Below are 13,779 nucleotides of genomic sequence, written 5' to 3'. Positions count from 1 at the left end.
CGAATCGTGCTGATCACTGATCTCGGCGACCATCCGCACCGCCCGCTCACGGAGCTCCGGCGGATACCTCCTCGACGAACCACCTGACATGACTCCAACCCTCCCAAGAAGTGGAGTCTCCGGACTCGCCGGGGCGGTTCACCGCGCCGGGAAACACCCGGTTGAGGTGTTCACGCAGCTGGTTGGCCACTCGTACCCGATGCGCGACGAGATCTTTACGAGCTCGGCACAATCCCCGCAGCGCCACGGTGGATTGGCCATCAGGCACCAGCGGACGCAATCGGGCGCGGTCAGTGCGCAACGTGTCAGCCAGCACGAACGCATCGAACCGATCGTCCTTATTGCCCGCCGAGCCGTAACGGCTGCGCAGATTCTTCAGCTGGTGGGGGCTGATCACCACCACCGTGATTCCCGCGCCCAACAGTGCATCGACCACCGGACCGTCGGGACGTTCGATGGCCACCTCGGCCACCCCGGCGTGGGTCAACAATTCCACCAACGTCCGCAATCCCGCCGAGCTGTGTTCAATGGTGCTGCGATGAACCTCACGGCCACCGGCGTCGACGATCGCTGCCGCATGATCATCACGCGCCCAATCGATTCCACACGTCACACCATTGACCGGTTCCGCCGCCAGGACAGTTGAGCCATACTGCATCACAGCCTCCTCGCTGCTTACCTCAGTGGGGAGGCACCCGCATCTCGGTGCCGGGGCGTGACTGCCGGTTTGCTCACTGAACGGCGCTCGGAGGCGCAAAGCCCTGTCGACGGTCACCACACCCCGGGTAACCGCCCAGCCCCGCAACACTCCTATCGGACATCCACACGCGTCCAGCATCAAAGGCGGTGACCGGACGGCACCTCGGGTGCATCGGCGACCCATCCAAGATCACCGACCTCAAAAGGGTGCACCGATCAATGAGGGTGCACCAGTGAGCATCTGCTATCTAGGTAATTGGAACCGCGTGGAAGTTCGTTTTGACGGAGCACATTGCGAGGACTTAAGACCCTACGCCGGCGCGCAGCCCGGCGAGACGATAACAGCACGGACAAGTTATCTACGATGGAGGATACCCTGATGGCAGACAAGGACCTGGCCGGGCAGTTCGGAAAGATCTCCAAGGCCGCCAAAGAAGCGGACGAAAAGATACGCGCCGCAGGGCAGGGGGCCCGCCAAAAGATCGAAGAGGATGCGGACCGGGCACGAGACAAGGCATCACACGCCGCTGATCACCTCAAAGACCGGGCTGAAGCCTCCCACGACAAGGCGTCCAAGCATTGGCAGGATGTGACGGACAAGTGGCATGCGCACGTCGCCAAGACGCGCAGAGACTTCAAGAACCAGAAGGCCAAACATGAGGCCAAAGAGATGGAGGTCTACGCCGAGATGGCCGAGGGCTACGCCCTCGATGCGATTGACTTTGCGGAGGCCGCCGTCTACGAAGCGGAATATGCAGTGCTCGATGCACTTTCGGCACGCACCGCCGCGGAAGCGATGGCTTGAACGTCATCACGCGAATGTGACCGTTACGTCGGATGGTTATTGATGTACGGCGCCGGGCCGGCTGGTTGCCGGAAGACCAGGGCGAGTTGGAGTCTTGGCTTTCCGGTCACCAGCACCGGGTGCAGGCCACGGGCAAGTAGGTCATGCTGAATCCTGCGATCGCCGAGTTTCAGGAGTTAATCGACTCCGATCCCGTGGTCCGCACGTAGGTCCACCGGATGGTCGCCGAGGTTCCGCACACTCAGCAGAACCACCTCGACAGTGTCGAGAAGATGCTCGGCTGATCAAAGAGGTCCTGACAATGGCGCCGGTTCGGCCCCCGCTGGGCGGCTCGGCGGCACGGCTGATGACCACGCTGCTCTATCAATCACATCCAAGACAAGGGAATCCGCTACGGGCTGCAGACGATCTGTGAAGGCGGCGGTCAGGCCAACGCAACCATCGTGGAGCAGCTGTCACTAGAAACCGCGGCACAAACCCCCGCCGTCATCGTCATCACGATCAACCGGCCGCAGGCCCGCAACGCGTCAACGGATCAGCGGCGTAGCCGAATTATCAACTCTCCCAACCCACTGCCGCTCTAGCGCGCCTGCGACCGTTGAGTGCCAATGCACTACTTTCCCATCTGGTAACGCAGCGAGCGTGGTTGGATGGTGCGGTCGCACCCTTCATGCACGCTACCGAGAGTTCACGGATTCACGCGCTGCCCCCGCGCAGCCGCTGGTAGCACAGCTCGTCGGTGCCAAGAAAATCGAAGGCGAACGCGGTCATCCGGGTGAAGCCGGCCGGCACCGTGGCGCCGTTAACGTCGCTGGCGACTAGACCGTTGGTGAGCAGCCCGGCGACCGCTTCGTCGATGTCGCCGGCAGTCATGACAAGGCTGTTGCCCGAGGCCAACTTGACCGGCTCAGCCATCTTGCGGTGCGCGGCTCCGGTCAGGCACGCGGTTAGCACGGCCGCCATCGGCGTGTCGAGGGGTAGACCGCGCTCGCGCTCGAGGTTCAGCATGTATCTCGACACGATCACCGATAAGGCGGTGTCGGGGCCTTTCAGGAGGACGTTGCCATGCAGAAGGAAGTAGTTGGTGTCGTTGGCAGGCGCACCCATCTTCTGCAGGGCAGGTAGGTCGACGACGACGGTGTTGGTGGCCGGACAGTAGGACGCTGGTGAGTTAGCCTGTGCATCGGGGCATCTCGCGTGATCTACGGACTGAACGAACGCTTTCACCTGCAACAACGAATCACCGACATGATCAGCGGATCGAACCGTTTTAGCGTGGAGGAACTCCTCAAGGCTGGAAGTGCGGTGTTCGGCGCCATATCCCAGGTCGCCATAGCGTTCGTTCTGACCGTCTACTTCATGGCCGATATGCGCCGCATCCGCACGGGCTTTTACCGATTGGTGCCGAACTCCCGAAGGCCGCGTGCGATCCTGATCGGAGACGAGGTGGTGGCCAAGCTCGGCGACTACGTTTTCGGCAATTTGCTGACATCGTTCATCGCGGGGTTGGCGACCTTTGTCTGGTGCTTTCTTCTCGATATCCCCTACGCTGTCTTGCTCGGCATCGTGGTCATGATCTTGGACCTCTTCCCGTACGGTTCCTCCGTCGGCGGGTTTATCGTCGGTGCGGTCGCGCTGGCGGTTTCTATCCCGGTTTCCATTGGCACTGTCGTGTTTTACGTAGCGTTCCGGTTGGCCGAGGATTACCTGTTGACACCCAGGGTCATGGCTCGCGCGGTAAAGGTACCGGCAGGTGTGACCGTTGTCGCCGTCCTCCTCGGCGCGGCGTGGCTGGGTGTGGTCGGAGCGGTGATCGCCATCCCGCTGGCAGCGGCCATACAGCTGCTCGCGGAGGAGGTGCTTTTCCCCACGCTCGACGAGGCGTGACCCGATTAGACGGCGACCGCGGTGACGTTGGGAGGCGTCGGTGTCCGTGCTTATCCGTGCCCCGTAATTAAACGGTGTGACAGGTCAGGCAACCTTGTTAGGTGCTGGCTCGAACGCCCGGGAGACTCGCCGCTCCACCGTTTTCAGATCGCTCCGGGCTGCCAACGCCGCCACTATCTCGAAGATCCCGATAACGACGAGCCGCGCACCGGTTACGTAGGCGAGCACCACAATGGAGTCGAACGGCCAGGCCACAACGGCACCGGCGGCCACGCTTACCACCCCGAAGAAGATGTACCAGCCGCGTCCCGGTAGGTCGCGAAAGCTGATCGCCGTCGCCAACTCGGCTATCCCTTCGAAGAAAAATCCAACGCCGATCCAGATGGCCAGCAGCAACACAGCGTAACTATCACCGAAGTGTCGCAGGGACAATATTCCCAAGACGAGCAACAACGCGCCGGTGATGAACATCAGCACTCGGTAGGAGGCAGATACATGCAGGCTGAACGCGTATATAGCCTGGACGCGTCCCATGCTTTCGCCACGGCGGCGGTCACAACAGGGCCCAAAGTCATCAAAAACGGCACTCGATTGCCCTGCCTACTAATGCTGTGGAACGGCCGCGTCAATTGACTTGCTCTCATTGTGTATCCGCCATCCATTGTGTATCCGCCATCCCCGGGCGACGTTGTTTCTGCGCGCAGACAAATGCCGCGGCCGTCATGCTGGCGCATAACCGCCACCGATGTCAGGAAAAGGGGGTTGCGCCGGTCACGTCGCCTGCGCGACTTGAATCCGGTTTTGGGCGCGTCCGTCGGTGTCGGATACACCAACTGACACAGTCAGGATGCCCTTGTCGTAGCTGGCGGTAATGTCGTCTTCCCGCGCCCCCGGTGGCAACTGGACCGAGCGCAGGAAAGAGCCGTAGGAGAACTCCGAGCGCCCATCGGATCCCGTTTCCACCCTGCGCTCGGCCTTGATAGTCAACACCCCGTCACGAGCGGTGATGTCCACATCTTTGCCGGGATCGATGCCCGGCAATTCGGCTCTGATTTCATAGCGACCGTCTTTCATTTCGTCCTCCAGCCGAATCGGCTGACCGCCGAACACCGCAGGAAGCGTCGACCAGGACGGGAACCCGGGGAACCAGTCAGACAATGGCGACCGCAGCGGCCGTGACGGAAACTGGCCGAGACTGCCGCCAATCACACTCTCTAGCTCGTTGTCGGTGCTGCGAGCCCAAGGGCTGTCCCAGTTCGCAATGGCCCAGATCACGAAGATGTCGAGTGCGATGACCACGATGGACCAGATCGGCGAGTATGGCAGCCACATGAACATGCTCACGATCGCTATGGAGGCGATGACAATCGCAGACACCCGTGCCCATAGCTCACCCCGGAACAGCCCGATGGCAACGGCCCCGACCAGGACCCCCAAGATGATGTGGATCCATCCCCAGGCGGTGGGGTTCAACCGGTACACATAACTATCCGGAACGGCGATGAGGGACTTGTCACCGACCAGCGCCGAAATGCCCTGAAGAACGATCATAATCGCCGAAATCATCAGGACGATAGCAGCCGCAACCGTCGCGCTGCCCGCTATTACCTGGCGAGTTGAACTCTCTTGCTTTGTCGATTTGTCGGCCATGCGTGCCTCCTGGATTCGCGCGTTGGCGTATCTACTTCTCTCACGCCGTCACAAGTCATTCCCTTTGGCCGCGCTACCGCCATCGTTGCGCGCCTCAGGTTCTCGGGGTAGGGACCGAAGTCCTCGGAATGCACAACCTGTTACGTCCCGCCGCATCAAGCGTCGTCTCGACTCACGAACTGAAAGTGGCGACATGACACGAGGCCGGTTCGTGGTGTAGGACCTTCGGCCCTACCGTGGCCAGGCGAGCAGCGCGATGCTGGGACATTACTGGGAATGGCATTATTCCGCTCCTGGCAAAAGGGATCTAATCGTGCAAAGGGATGAAGAACAGCAGGGAGCTGACTGACCGGCAACAGCCCGGCACGCACGCCGAGATCGCTTACGCCGGCGTGGTTTCCACGTTTATCGCGGCGTCAAAGGATGCGCACATGATCGTGACCGGAAGCCGCGGGGTTGATGCCTTCAGCGCGTATAGGCTCGGCTCGGTCAGTGCGGCGTTGCTGCGGGACGCGTGGTGCCCGATTGCAATTGTTCACGACGCTGAATCTGGCGACCCAAATGGTCGCGATGCGTTACCGGTGCTACTCGGTATTGACGGAACGCCGGCTTCGGAAGCCGCGACCGCGTTGGCCTTCGACGAGGCCTTCCGCCGGCAGGCGCCACTGCTGGCGCTCCACGCGTGGAGCGATGTCGGAGTCTTTCCGATTTTGGGCATGGATTGGCACGTCAATCGTGACCAAGGCGATGAGGCGCTCGCCGAACGGTTGGGCGGCTGGCACGAACGATACCCTGACGTGCAGGTGCAGCGACAACTGGTGTGTGACGTGCCTGCCCGTTGGCTCGTGGAGGAGTCAACCGAGGCGCAACTGGTGGTGCTGGGCCGGCGCGGCCGCGGTGGATACCCCGGGATGCGGCTAGGGTCGGTGAGTTCGGCAGTGGCCCAGTCCGCGCGCGTTCCGGTGATCGTGGTACCTGACGACCAACCTCCTGATTAGTGTCGTATGACCAGTTCGTCGGGGACTTATACCCCATGGCGGCGCTAGGCGGGGCGGCTAGCGTCATCCACACAGCGCTAACCGGTATCAATCCGGAAGGGCGATGAAATGACAAGTGCTAAAACCGATCTGGGAATTGTCGTCGGCGTGGACGAGTCGCCCGGTGCCAACACGGTGCGCTGGGCTGCACATGAAGCAGCACTGCGCAAGATACCGCTCACGCTGGTCCGTGTCGGGCTGATGCCTGCGTCCGGCCCCCCTGCACGGGTTTGGACCACTGCTCCGACACCGGACGAACTGCGTGAACACCATGCGGATGAAGCGCAGCAAATACTTTCGAAGGCGATCAAGATCATCGAGGACAGCGCTGACAATGGCGACCTCCCTGCTATCAATAGCAAGCTGCTCTATTCGGCGCGTGTGCCGACGCTTGTTGACCTGTCAAAAAAGGCTCAGATGGTGGTGGTCGGCCGTCGCCCGCACGCTGCTTCGGGCGGGAGCCTCAGCGATTCGGTCGCCACCGGTTTAGTGCACCTGGCCCACTGCCCCGTCGCGGTGATCCACGATGAGGATTCGGGATCATTGCCATCGCCGCATCTGCCGGTGCTGGTCGGGATCGACGGCTCAGGCGGGTCGCAGTTGGGCACTGAAATCGCTTTCGGGGAGGCCTCCTTGCGACGCGTGGAACTGGTGGCGCTGCACGCCTGGAGCGACGGCGATACGTCGACGATGCCCACCGTGGAATGGCCCGCGGTGCAATCCAGGGCGCACCAAGTCCTCGCAGATGGACTGGCCGGCTGGCAGGACTGCTATCCCGACGTCACGGTTCAGCGCATTGTCGTGCACAACGACCCGGCGCGTCACCTTCTCGAAAAGTCCTGCTCGGCACAGCTGCTCGTCGTTGGCAGCCACGGCCGCGGCGGCAGCATGCTGCTCGGGTCGGTCACCACGGCCGTGATAGAGGCAGCCGACATTCCGGTGATCGTGGCCCGCTAGGGCTGCGCTCCGCCGGCACGCCACTGCCCCAAGTCGTGATGACAAGCGTGGTCGATCAAGTGTCTTTCGACTCTTGCACCCCCGTTTATGCTGGAGCGACGTCGGATGCGTCGGCGCGCCATTCGAAACGAAAGCGGCTTGCATGATCCCTTACTCCGATGGCATTCAGGCCCGCCGGTTCCCGTGGGTCAATGTCGCGCTGATCGCCGCCAACTTCGCGGTCTTCGTGTTCTACGAGTTGCCGGACCCCGAGGCGGCGATCAACCAGGCCTCGTTTTATCCATGCAATGTCGACAACGCCTGCCACATGGGTTACCCGTGGGGTGTCAGCTGGATCACGGCGATGTTCCTGCATGCCGGCTGGGATCACATCCTGGGCAACATGTGGTTTCTGGCGATCTTCGGCAAGAACGTCGAGGACGCGTTCGGAAAGCTCGGTTACCTGGTCTTCTACTTCGCCGGCGGATTCGCGGCAATGTTTTTGCAGACCGCGATGACCCTCCTCTTCGGCAGCGCATCCGACGGGCAGATACCGACCCTCGGCGCCAGCGGCGCGATCGCCGCCGTGCTCGGCGCCTACTTCGTGCTCCATCCCAACTCGAGCATCCTCACGCTCGTGGGGTGGTTCCCGATCAGAATCCCGGCATGGCTGTACCTCGGTGGGTGGTTTCTATACCAGTTCTTCGAGGGAAACTCCGCACTGGTCGCAGCGAAGAACGGTGGCAGTGGCGTCGCGTTCTTCGCGCACGTCGGAGGGTTCGTGTTCGGGGCGCTCGTCACAGGACTATTGGTGAGCACCGGGCAGGTCACGGCGCGGAGGCCGCAATGGGACGAAACTTAGGTCCATTGATCGTGATGGCGGGCATCGTCATCGCGGCGTTGGGCATCCTGGTGTGGGCCGGTGGATTCTCGTGGTTCGGCCGCCTTCCCGGTGATATCCGGATCGAACGCGACAACGTGCGCGTCTACATCCCGGTGGTCTCGATGCTTTTGGTCTCGGTCGCGGCCAGCCTACTGCTGTCCATCGCGGAGTACCTTTTCCGGCGGTGATGACCCTGACGTGCCGACGGCTGGCTCAGGAACGGTCAGTCGTTCCAGCCTTGATCCGGATGAATTCTTTTTCGGACAGGCGGATCTCATACGACGAGATGATCTCGAGCACGCCCAGGACCACGAGACAGATTCCCACAACGGTGGCCAGCGTGACTATAGAGCTAAATGGCAATGCCATCAGCATGACACCGGCAGCAGCTGTGATGGTGCCGAAGAAAGTGGTCCAGCCACCGTCAATTGCGTCGGACTCGCTGATTCCGTAAACCATTGTGGCCATGCCGCGGAAAAGGAAGCTGACTCCCATCGGTATGGCCAGCAGTTGCACCGCGTGTGAGAGATGGCCGAACGCCAATATCCCGAGGACAAGCGACGTCGCGCCGCTGACGAACAGTAGAGCCTGGCCGCGCGTCCCCTCCCCCATGCTGAAACCGATGAAGACCTGCACCGCGGCCGAGGCCACCAGGTACACGCCCAACAAGATCGCCACGACCTGAATCGAGATGTCGGGCCACAGCAGCACCACACCGCCGATGATGACGGCCAGCGCGCCGGACACCAGCGTCGGTTTCCACAGGTCTAGCGATGTTGTGGGAGGAGCCTGTGTTGTCATCCCGGACTACAACTCTGCCTTGAGTCGTCGGCCGTTCACCGACGAGAAACTGAGGGTTGGGCAAGGGCGCGGACATCGATCAGTTGGGTGATATCGCTTGCGGTGACGATGCCTACCACCTGACCATTCTCCATGACAAGCGCACGGCTGCGATCTGGTGTCAGCCGCTCCACCAGCGCAGTCAGCGGCTCATGCGGTGCCGCTGTGGGCACCTCGTTTAGTGGTATGGCAACGTCATGCACCAGCGCGGTGGCGCGCTGGTTCGGCGCCAATCTGCGCAGTTGTGTCAGCGTGATCAGCCCGGTTATAGCGCCGCCAGCGCCCTCAACCGGATATGCCGAGTGGCGATCGCCCAACAGGTAACGCTGGATGAACTCCTCTGCCGTTATCCGACCCGGGACCGTCTGCGGGTCGGGTGTCATCGCTTGCTCGACAGTCACACCGGCCAGCGACTGTCTGGCCAAAACCTGCGCCTCCTCTTGATGGGCCGCGGTTAACAAAAACCAGCCGATAAAGGCCATCCACGCGCCGCCGATCATGGAGCCGATGAGGAAATCCAGTAGGCCCAAACCGATAAGCACGTATCCGAGAACCCGTCCGCATCGCGCCGCGGTAACCGCCGCCCGCACCGGATCGCCGTGTCGGCGCCACAGAATGGCGCGCAGGACGCGGCCGCCGTCCAGCGGAGCAGCGGGCAGCAGATTGAACAAAGCCAAGATCAGGTTGATACTGGCCAGCCACCAGGCGACAGCCACCACGATGGACTTGACACCAAAGTGGTGCAGGACCACGGCAGTCGCCGCGAACACCGCCGCCAGCGCCAGACTCACCGTGGGACCCGACGCGGCGATCTTGAACTCGGATTTCGCTGTCTTGGCCTCTCCGCGCAGTCGTGCCACACCCCCGAACAGCCACAGCGTCACACTGTCCACCCGGACTCCCTCACGACGGGCAACGACCGCATGGGTGAGTTCGTGAGCCAGCAGCGATGCCAGCAGAACCAGGGCACCAACCAGGCCGGCCAACCAATAGGTCGAGGTCGAATAGCCCGGGCTGATATGGGGCAGTGAGGTCGCCAGGCTCCAAGTGAACAACCACAAGATCACCAGTGTGCTCCAATGGATGCGCACCGGAAATCCGGCTACTGTCCCTATCCGGATGTCCTCATGCATTTCGACCTCCTTGGCTCACGCCGATAGCGCAACATAAGGCCGATGGCAGCGGAAGTTCTAGGGACATTAGACCTTTAACTTCCGCGAAAGGACCGAAGAGTTGTCCCGATCTTCGTGGAAGTTGAGGTGGCGCTCCCCCCGCACAAGCGCTGCCGCGTGGCATATCACGGGCGATCCAACCAAAGAGCAGGGTACCGCCATGAAGGCGAACCAACTGTTCGAAGTACGCGCGACTCCACGCCGGAAAAGCACACCACTCGAACACGTAATGAACGCTGCATCAGACCGGGAGCGCTTCACTGGTGCTCCAGATCTCGTCGGCAACGCTGTTGTAGGGCGAACTACCCGACGACGAGGTGATCCTCGACCTTGGTGACGCCCGGAACCGACCAGGATGCGCGCCGCGCAGCTTCATCTTCCTTTTGCCAATAGGTCGGCACAGATCCGCTCATTGTCACCACGCCGTCATCCACCGCGATGGCGATACGGGAAGGGTCCACAGCCGGGTCGTCTTTCAACTCCTCGACCACGTCGTCATTCAGCAGCACGTCGTCTTTGCTCGTGGGATGATCCCTTCGATGGATGGATATTCTTTTGCACGAAAGCCATCGGCTACTGCAATGGCAAGCGACTTCTGCTGCAGTTGCGCGTCAACAGTGTCGGGAGGTCATCCGGCGAAGGGCCAAAAGTCCCTCAACACGGCTAGATTCGCTACCTGTTCGACGCTTCCGTGCAGATGCCGGGCCATACAGTGCGGCTGCGCCGGTCAGAACTACAAGACCAGATGGTCGGTCCCACGAAGACCGAGACAACGTTGGTTAGTCTCGTCTACTTTTGCAAGATGGGATTGAGTCGGAAAATGACGCTGTGCACAGAAGTCCACTCGGCTCGACACGCCGTGCGGGCAGTCCAACCGATCATCGAAGCTTCGCACGACGGCCGCCGATTCTCGCTGCTGAGCGGGCAATGACACGGCCACCTCGGTCCAGCAGATCCGGCACTAGTAAGGGGGCATCCCGGGTGTCCGATACCACCGCAGCGGTGGCCCGCGGGGCGGTTGGAGCCGCAGTTAACGGCGCGATCGGCGGTATTCGCGGAACCGCCAACGGAATCCGCGATGGTTGGCGTAAAGGCAGTCAGTCCGTTGCCGGAAGGCCGGGAGAGGCCTGGGTCATGGGTCTCATCGGCGGCGTCCGGGGGACCGTCAACGGAATCCGCGACGGCTGGAGTGCGAGCATTCAGCGCCGCCGGCCGCGGCGTTGAAATTCGCGCAAAACCGCTGCGGCACCTTCGAAACAAGCTTCAGGCCCCGTCCACGCGCACCACCTTTTTCAGCAGCCCGCCAAGCCAGGTGCAACCGCCACTCGACTAGGTGTAATCAGCGCAGCATTGAGGCAATACTAGACTTCCAAACACTAAGGGGCGCAATTGGTCTACACACAACACCTGATAGGGCCCGGCGTCCGGCGGCTGTCAGGGTAAGCCACGAGGCAACTTCAACTTCCCACGGCGTTCTTCAGCTCCTGAGCTAGCTGATCGGTTGTCATGTCGACATTCTGCTTCACGGTCTTGGCGGCACGGGTGACGGCTTTGTCGAACGCTTTGTCAAATGTTGGCTCTCCGACCATGATCAGCGCCGCTTGGTTGCCACTCAGCTCGGAGGCCGCTTCTTTAAGCTCTTTGCGTGAGAGTTGCCCGAAGCCGAGTTCTTCTGGGATGACGCAGATCCGGGGTCGGTCCATCCGCTTGACGATATGGGGTTTGCCATTTTCGTCGTCGACGACGGCCGCGTCAAATTTTCCAACCAAGTCGTCCTCGTGAAGCTGTTCGAGGGCGTCGAGGTCAGCCTTTGCAGATTCCACGCTATCGTAAACAGCAACGTACCAGGCAGTATTGTTCGCCATTTGACCTCCTTGTCCAGGAATGAGGGCAACACAGCATCTCCTCCCGCAGGATAAGTGCCGCGCGTCGCTGTCCGTAGGGCCGAAGATCCCATAATCGAATTCCGCTCGCGCCGCTCGTCGTCGAGACGGCTCGATTCCTTCGCCTTGGGTCAGCGCGAACTGCCAACAGTCGGGTAACCGGTGCCTCCGGTCCTCGCCTGGGAAGCGCAATTGCACGGTGAGCGAGGCGAAGTCGTTTTCCAGGCAGCTGACCGCCTTGGGTGGAGCTTGCGGTAGTGGGCGGCGAATCCGCTGGCGCGGCGGGGCACCTCGCATGTTGTCAGGGCACCACGACGGCGCGGCCGTTCACCTTCCCCTCGCGGAGGTCGCGGTAGGCCTGCGGTGCGTCGTCGAGCGAGTAGGTGGTCGACTCGGCGTGCACCAATCCTCGGGCCGCCAAGCCGATGACTTCGGCCAGCTCGAAACGCGATCCCCAGTATGTCGTCTGGATGCTGACCTCGTAGGGCTGCGAAAAGAACGTCAACGGCACGGTTCCCCCGGCAATGCCGACGATCGTGGCGTCACCGAGCGTGCGGGCTGCCGTGCGGGCGAGTTCCATCGTTGTCGTAGCTCCGACGAAATCCAAAAGGACATCCGCTCCGTGGCCGTGGGTGAGGTCCTTGACGGCGCCGGCCGCCTCATCGTCCGATATGACGACATGGTCGGCACCCACCTTTGTTGCCAGATCCAGTGCCTCCTGCCGATTGTCGACGGCGATCACCTCGGCCGCAGTTGTCGTCTTCACGAGTTGGACCGCTACGTGCCCGAGTCCACCAACGCCGACCACTACCACGGTCGACGTCGGCGTCATCTTCTGCCACGACCGGCGGATCGCGTGGTACGGCGTGAGGCCAGCGTCGGTGAGCGGTGCCGCCGTCGCCGGGTCGAGGCCATCGGGCAGCCGCACGAGCAGCCGCTCCGCGGGCACGAGCAGGTACTCAGCCATCCCGCCGTCAAGACCAAGTCCACCTCCGCCGTTCACGACTGGTGCCGCAGCCTGATTCTCGCAGTAGTTCTCGAAGCCCTGCTGGCACCGGCCGCATTTGCCGCATCCCCAAGCGCCGTAGACCGCGACGACGTCGCCTTCCGAGACGCTGGTGACGCCTTCCCCGACTGAATCGACCCACCCGGCGTTTTCGTGTCCCAGCGTGAACGGCATCTTCCACGGCATCATGCCCGGCTCGAAGTCGCGCATCAGGTGCAGATCGGAGTGACACGCCCCCGCGCCTCCGACCTTGACGACGACCTCACCCGGCCCCGGTGTCGGCTTTGGCACCTCCACCAGCTCTGGATCAGTCTTCCAATCAGTCAATCGCAGAGCCTTCATGGGTCACCTTCCTGATCACCGCTTTAATCGTGGCATTCAAGAACTTTCGGAGTTGCATTCAAGGAGTCGTGCGACTGGTTGAAGTACTTATGTTTCTTTCTCATCCAGGACATCCAAGACCACGCCCCACGGAGACCTGACGAACCCTTCACCAAGGTTTTCTTCGACAGCTTCCGGGGCTGCTTCGACGGGCTCGTAAAGCTCGACACGGTAAACGGAGAAATCAGCATGTCTTGCGGCGATCGCCTGCGCTACGTCAAGCCGGGTCGTCGCGTACGTGTACTCCTTGCTATCGTTCGGGTCTAGTACACGAGTAGCTGCGTCTCCGGGATTAAGTCCTTGCACATCAGCCCGGTAATAGGCCGCGTCATCGCTCATCTCGTCAGCCCCCTCCGTCCGTCTTCTGTTCACACCAGCCGACGGCACGGCTTGTCAGTCTAGCGATTCACTTTGCTGAACCGGCCTGTTTGAGCAAGGTCGATTGTCGTTTGGCGGTGATTCGATGACTTAGTGCCCTATGCCGTGGCTGTGACCAGCAAGAAACTTACCGAGAACGCGACTTTTGCACGAGTGGCGGAAATCTGATCGGGAGCGGCATGGCGGCTACCGATCAATTGGCGTGTGTCGGACCAGCCCCGG

Annotated in this window: 16 protein-coding genes and 3 pseudogenes; 8 read left to right on the top strand and 11 right to left on the bottom strand. The window is 61.6% G+C overall.

Going from position 1 to position 13,779, the window contains the following annotated elements:
* Nucleotides 1-139: 139 nt before the first annotated feature.
* A pseudogene (locus VKI00_RS15230) lies at nt 140-658 on the bottom strand (IS110 family transposase); the annotation flags it as partial.
* Between the two features lie 420 nt (nt 659-1,078).
* Here VKI00_RS15230 and VKI00_RS15225 point away from each other — a divergent pair.
* Both VKI00_RS15225 and VKI00_RS15220 read left to right on the top strand, forming a co-directional pair.
* Nucleotides 1,079-1,504 (top strand): hypothetical protein, encoded by a 426-nt coding sequence (locus VKI00_RS15225; RefSeq protein WP_324438720.1) that lies wholly within the window; start codon nt 1,079-1,081, stop codon nt 1,502-1,504.
* A 319-nt stretch (nt 1,505-1,823) separates the two neighbouring features.
* A pseudogene (locus tag VKI00_RS15220) lies at nt 1,824-1,959 on the top strand (acetyl-CoA C-acetyltransferase); the annotation flags it as partial.
* A 241-nt stretch (nt 1,960-2,200) separates the two neighbouring features.
* Here VKI00_RS15220 and VKI00_RS15215 read toward each other — a convergent pair.
* Nucleotides 2,201-2,611 carry a hypothetical protein gene (locus tag VKI00_RS15215; RefSeq protein WP_414687203.1) on the bottom strand — a complete coding sequence of 137 codons (411 nt, stop codon included), beginning with the start codon at nt 2,609-2,611 and terminating at the stop codon, nt 2,201-2,203.
* Nucleotides 2,612-2,701: 90 nt separating this feature from the next.
* On the opposite strand from VKI00_RS15215, the gene VKI00_RS15210 reads away from it, so the two are divergent.
* Nucleotides 2,702-3,391, top strand: a complete 690-nt coding sequence (locus VKI00_RS15210) for an AI-2E family transporter (RefSeq protein ID WP_324438718.1) — start codon at nt 2,702-2,704, stop codon at nt 3,389-3,391.
* Nucleotides 3,392-3,475: 84 nt separating this feature from the next.
* On the opposite strand, the gene VKI00_RS15205 is transcribed toward VKI00_RS15210, so the two are convergent.
* From VKI00_RS15205 to VKI00_RS33945, 3 genes and pseudogenes are all read right to left on the bottom strand, one after another.
* Nucleotides 3,476-3,925, bottom strand: coding sequence for a DUF308 domain-containing protein (locus VKI00_RS15205; protein WP_324438716.1), 450 nt, complete (start codon nt 3,923-3,925; stop codon nt 3,476-3,478).
* Between the two features lie 237 nt (nt 3,926-4,162).
* Nucleotides 4,163-4,597, bottom strand: a complete 435-nt coding sequence (locus VKI00_RS15200) for an Hsp20/alpha crystallin family protein (RefSeq protein ID WP_324438723.1) — start codon at nt 4,595-4,597, stop codon at nt 4,163-4,165.
* A 54-nt stretch (nt 4,598-4,651) separates the two neighbouring features.
* A pseudogene (locus tag VKI00_RS33945) lies at nt 4,652-5,041 on the bottom strand (DUF7144 family membrane protein); the annotation flags it as partial.
* A gap of 323 nt (nt 5,042-5,364) precedes the next feature.
* On the opposite strand from VKI00_RS33945, the gene VKI00_RS15195 reads away from it, so the two are divergent.
* From VKI00_RS15195 to VKI00_RS15180, 4 genes are all read left to right on the top strand, one after another.
* A complete protein-coding gene (locus tag VKI00_RS15195; RefSeq protein ID WP_414687202.1) occupies nt 5,365-6,039 on the top strand; it encodes a universal stress protein in 675 nt (224 codons plus the stop codon).
* Nucleotides 6,040-6,147: 108 nt separating this feature from the next.
* Nucleotides 6,148-7,035: a universal stress protein gene (locus VKI00_RS15190; RefSeq protein ID WP_324438714.1), complete on the top strand. Its 888-nt coding sequence runs from the start codon at nt 6,148-6,150 to the stop codon at nt 7,033-7,035.
* A gap of 142 nt (nt 7,036-7,177) precedes the next feature.
* On the top strand, nt 7,178-7,876 hold the full coding sequence (locus VKI00_RS15185; RefSeq protein WP_324438712.1) for a rhomboid family intramembrane serine protease: 699 nt from the start codon (nt 7,178-7,180) through the stop codon (nt 7,874-7,876).
* Nucleotides 7,861-8,085: a DUF2905 domain-containing protein gene (locus VKI00_RS15180; RefSeq protein ID WP_324438710.1), complete on the top strand. Its 225-nt coding sequence runs from the start codon at nt 7,861-7,863 to the stop codon at nt 8,083-8,085. The genes VKI00_RS15185 and VKI00_RS15180 overlap by 16 nt, the downstream gene beginning before the upstream one ends.
* Nucleotides 8,086-8,110: 25 nt before the next feature.
* Here the strand turns inward: VKI00_RS15180 and VKI00_RS15175 are convergent, their stop codons facing one another.
* From VKI00_RS15175 to VKI00_RS15165, 3 genes are all read right to left on the bottom strand, one after another.
* Nucleotides 8,111-8,644, bottom strand: a complete 534-nt coding sequence (locus VKI00_RS15175; RefSeq protein WP_324438708.1) for an HdeD family acid-resistance protein — start codon at nt 8,642-8,644, stop codon at nt 8,111-8,113.
* A gap of 89 nt (nt 8,645-8,733) precedes the next feature.
* The gene (locus VKI00_RS15170) at nt 8,734-9,870 is read right to left on the bottom strand and encodes a site-2 protease family protein (RefSeq protein ID WP_324438706.1); all 1,137 of its coding nucleotides are present in this window, start codon (nt 9,868-9,870) and stop codon (nt 8,734-8,736) included.
* A gap of 341 nt (nt 9,871-10,211) precedes the next feature.
* Entirely contained in the window at nt 10,212-10,418 is a 207-nt protein-coding gene (locus tag VKI00_RS15165; protein ID WP_324438704.1) for a BON domain-containing protein, read from the bottom strand.
* Between the two features lie 472 nt (nt 10,419-10,890).
* Here VKI00_RS15165 and VKI00_RS15160 point away from each other — a divergent pair, with 472 nt between their 5' ends.
* Nucleotides 10,891-11,133, top strand: coding sequence for a hypothetical protein (locus VKI00_RS15160; protein ID WP_324438702.1), 243 nt, complete (start codon nt 10,891-10,893; stop codon nt 11,131-11,133).
* A 233-nt stretch (nt 11,134-11,366) separates the two neighbouring features.
* On the opposite strand, the gene VKI00_RS15155 is transcribed toward VKI00_RS15160, so the two are convergent.
* The 3 genes from VKI00_RS15155 to VKI00_RS15145 all read right to left on the bottom strand — a co-directional run bounded on the left by VKI00_RS15155 (nt 11,367) and on the right by VKI00_RS15145 (nt 13,518).
* Nucleotides 11,367-11,774: a hypothetical protein gene (locus VKI00_RS15155; protein ID WP_324438700.1), complete on the bottom strand. Its 408-nt coding sequence runs from the start codon at nt 11,772-11,774 to the stop codon at nt 11,367-11,369.
* Nucleotides 11,775-12,093: 319 nt separating this feature from the next.
* Complete coding sequence (locus VKI00_RS15150; RefSeq protein ID WP_324438698.1) at nt 12,094-13,140, bottom strand: NAD(P)-dependent alcohol dehydrogenase; 1,047 nt, start codon at nt 13,138-13,140, stop codon at nt 12,094-12,096.
* Nucleotides 13,141-13,227: 87 nt separating this feature from the next.
* The gene (locus VKI00_RS15145; RefSeq protein ID WP_324438696.1) at nt 13,228-13,518 is read right to left on the bottom strand and encodes a hypothetical protein; all 291 of its coding nucleotides are present in this window, start codon (nt 13,516-13,518) and stop codon (nt 13,228-13,230) included.
* Nucleotides 13,519-13,779: the final 261 nt, after the last annotated feature.

It is taken from the genome of Mycobacterium sp., from assembly GCF_035314665.1.
Taxonomy (GTDB): Bacteria; Actinomycetota; Actinomycetes; order Mycobacteriales; family Mycobacteriaceae; genus Mycobacterium.
Note: the sequence above shows the minus strand (reverse complement) of the source record. Positions and strands in the feature narration are given on the sequence as shown.

Excerpts from the sequence above, each read along its gene's own strand:
- VKI00_RS15225 (WP_324438720.1), top strand. The coding sequence starts at position 1,079 with ATGGCAGACAAGGACCTGGCCGGGCAGTTCGGAAAGATCTCCAAGGCC.
- VKI00_RS15215 (WP_414687203.1), bottom strand. The coding sequence starts at position 2,611 with ATGGGTGCGCCTGCCAACGACACCAACTACTTCCTTCTGCATGGCAAC.
- VKI00_RS15205 (WP_324438716.1), bottom strand. The coding sequence starts at position 3,925 with ATGGGACGCGTCCAGGCTATATACGCGTTCAGCCTGCATGTATCTGCC.
- VKI00_RS15195 (WP_414687202.1), top strand. The coding sequence starts at position 5,365 with ATGAAGAACAGCAGGGAGCTGACTGACCGGCAACAGCCCGGCACGCAC.
- VKI00_RS15190 (WP_324438714.1), top strand. The coding sequence starts at position 6,148 with ATGACAAGTGCTAAAACCGATCTGGGAATTGTCGTCGGCGTGGACGAG.
- VKI00_RS15185 (WP_324438712.1), top strand. The coding sequence starts at position 7,178 with ATGATCCCTTACTCCGATGGCATTCAGGCCCGCCGGTTCCCGTGGGTC.
- VKI00_RS15180 (WP_324438710.1), top strand. The coding sequence starts at position 7,861 with ATGGGACGAAACTTAGGTCCATTGATCGTGATGGCGGGCATCGTCATC.
- VKI00_RS15170 (WP_324438706.1), bottom strand. The coding sequence starts at position 9,870 with ATGCATGAGGACATCCGGATAGGGACAGTAGCCGGATTTCCGGTGCGC.
- VKI00_RS15155 (WP_324438700.1), bottom strand. The coding sequence starts at position 11,774 with ATGGCGAACAATACTGCCTGGTACGTTGCTGTTTACGATAGCGTGGAA.
- VKI00_RS15150 (WP_324438698.1), bottom strand. The coding sequence starts at position 13,140 with ATGAAGGCTCTGCGATTGACTGATTGGAAGACTGATCCAGAGCTGGTG.
- VKI00_RS15145 (WP_324438696.1), bottom strand. The coding sequence starts at position 13,518 with ATGAGCGATGACGCGGCCTATTACCGGGCTGATGTGCAAGGACTTAAT.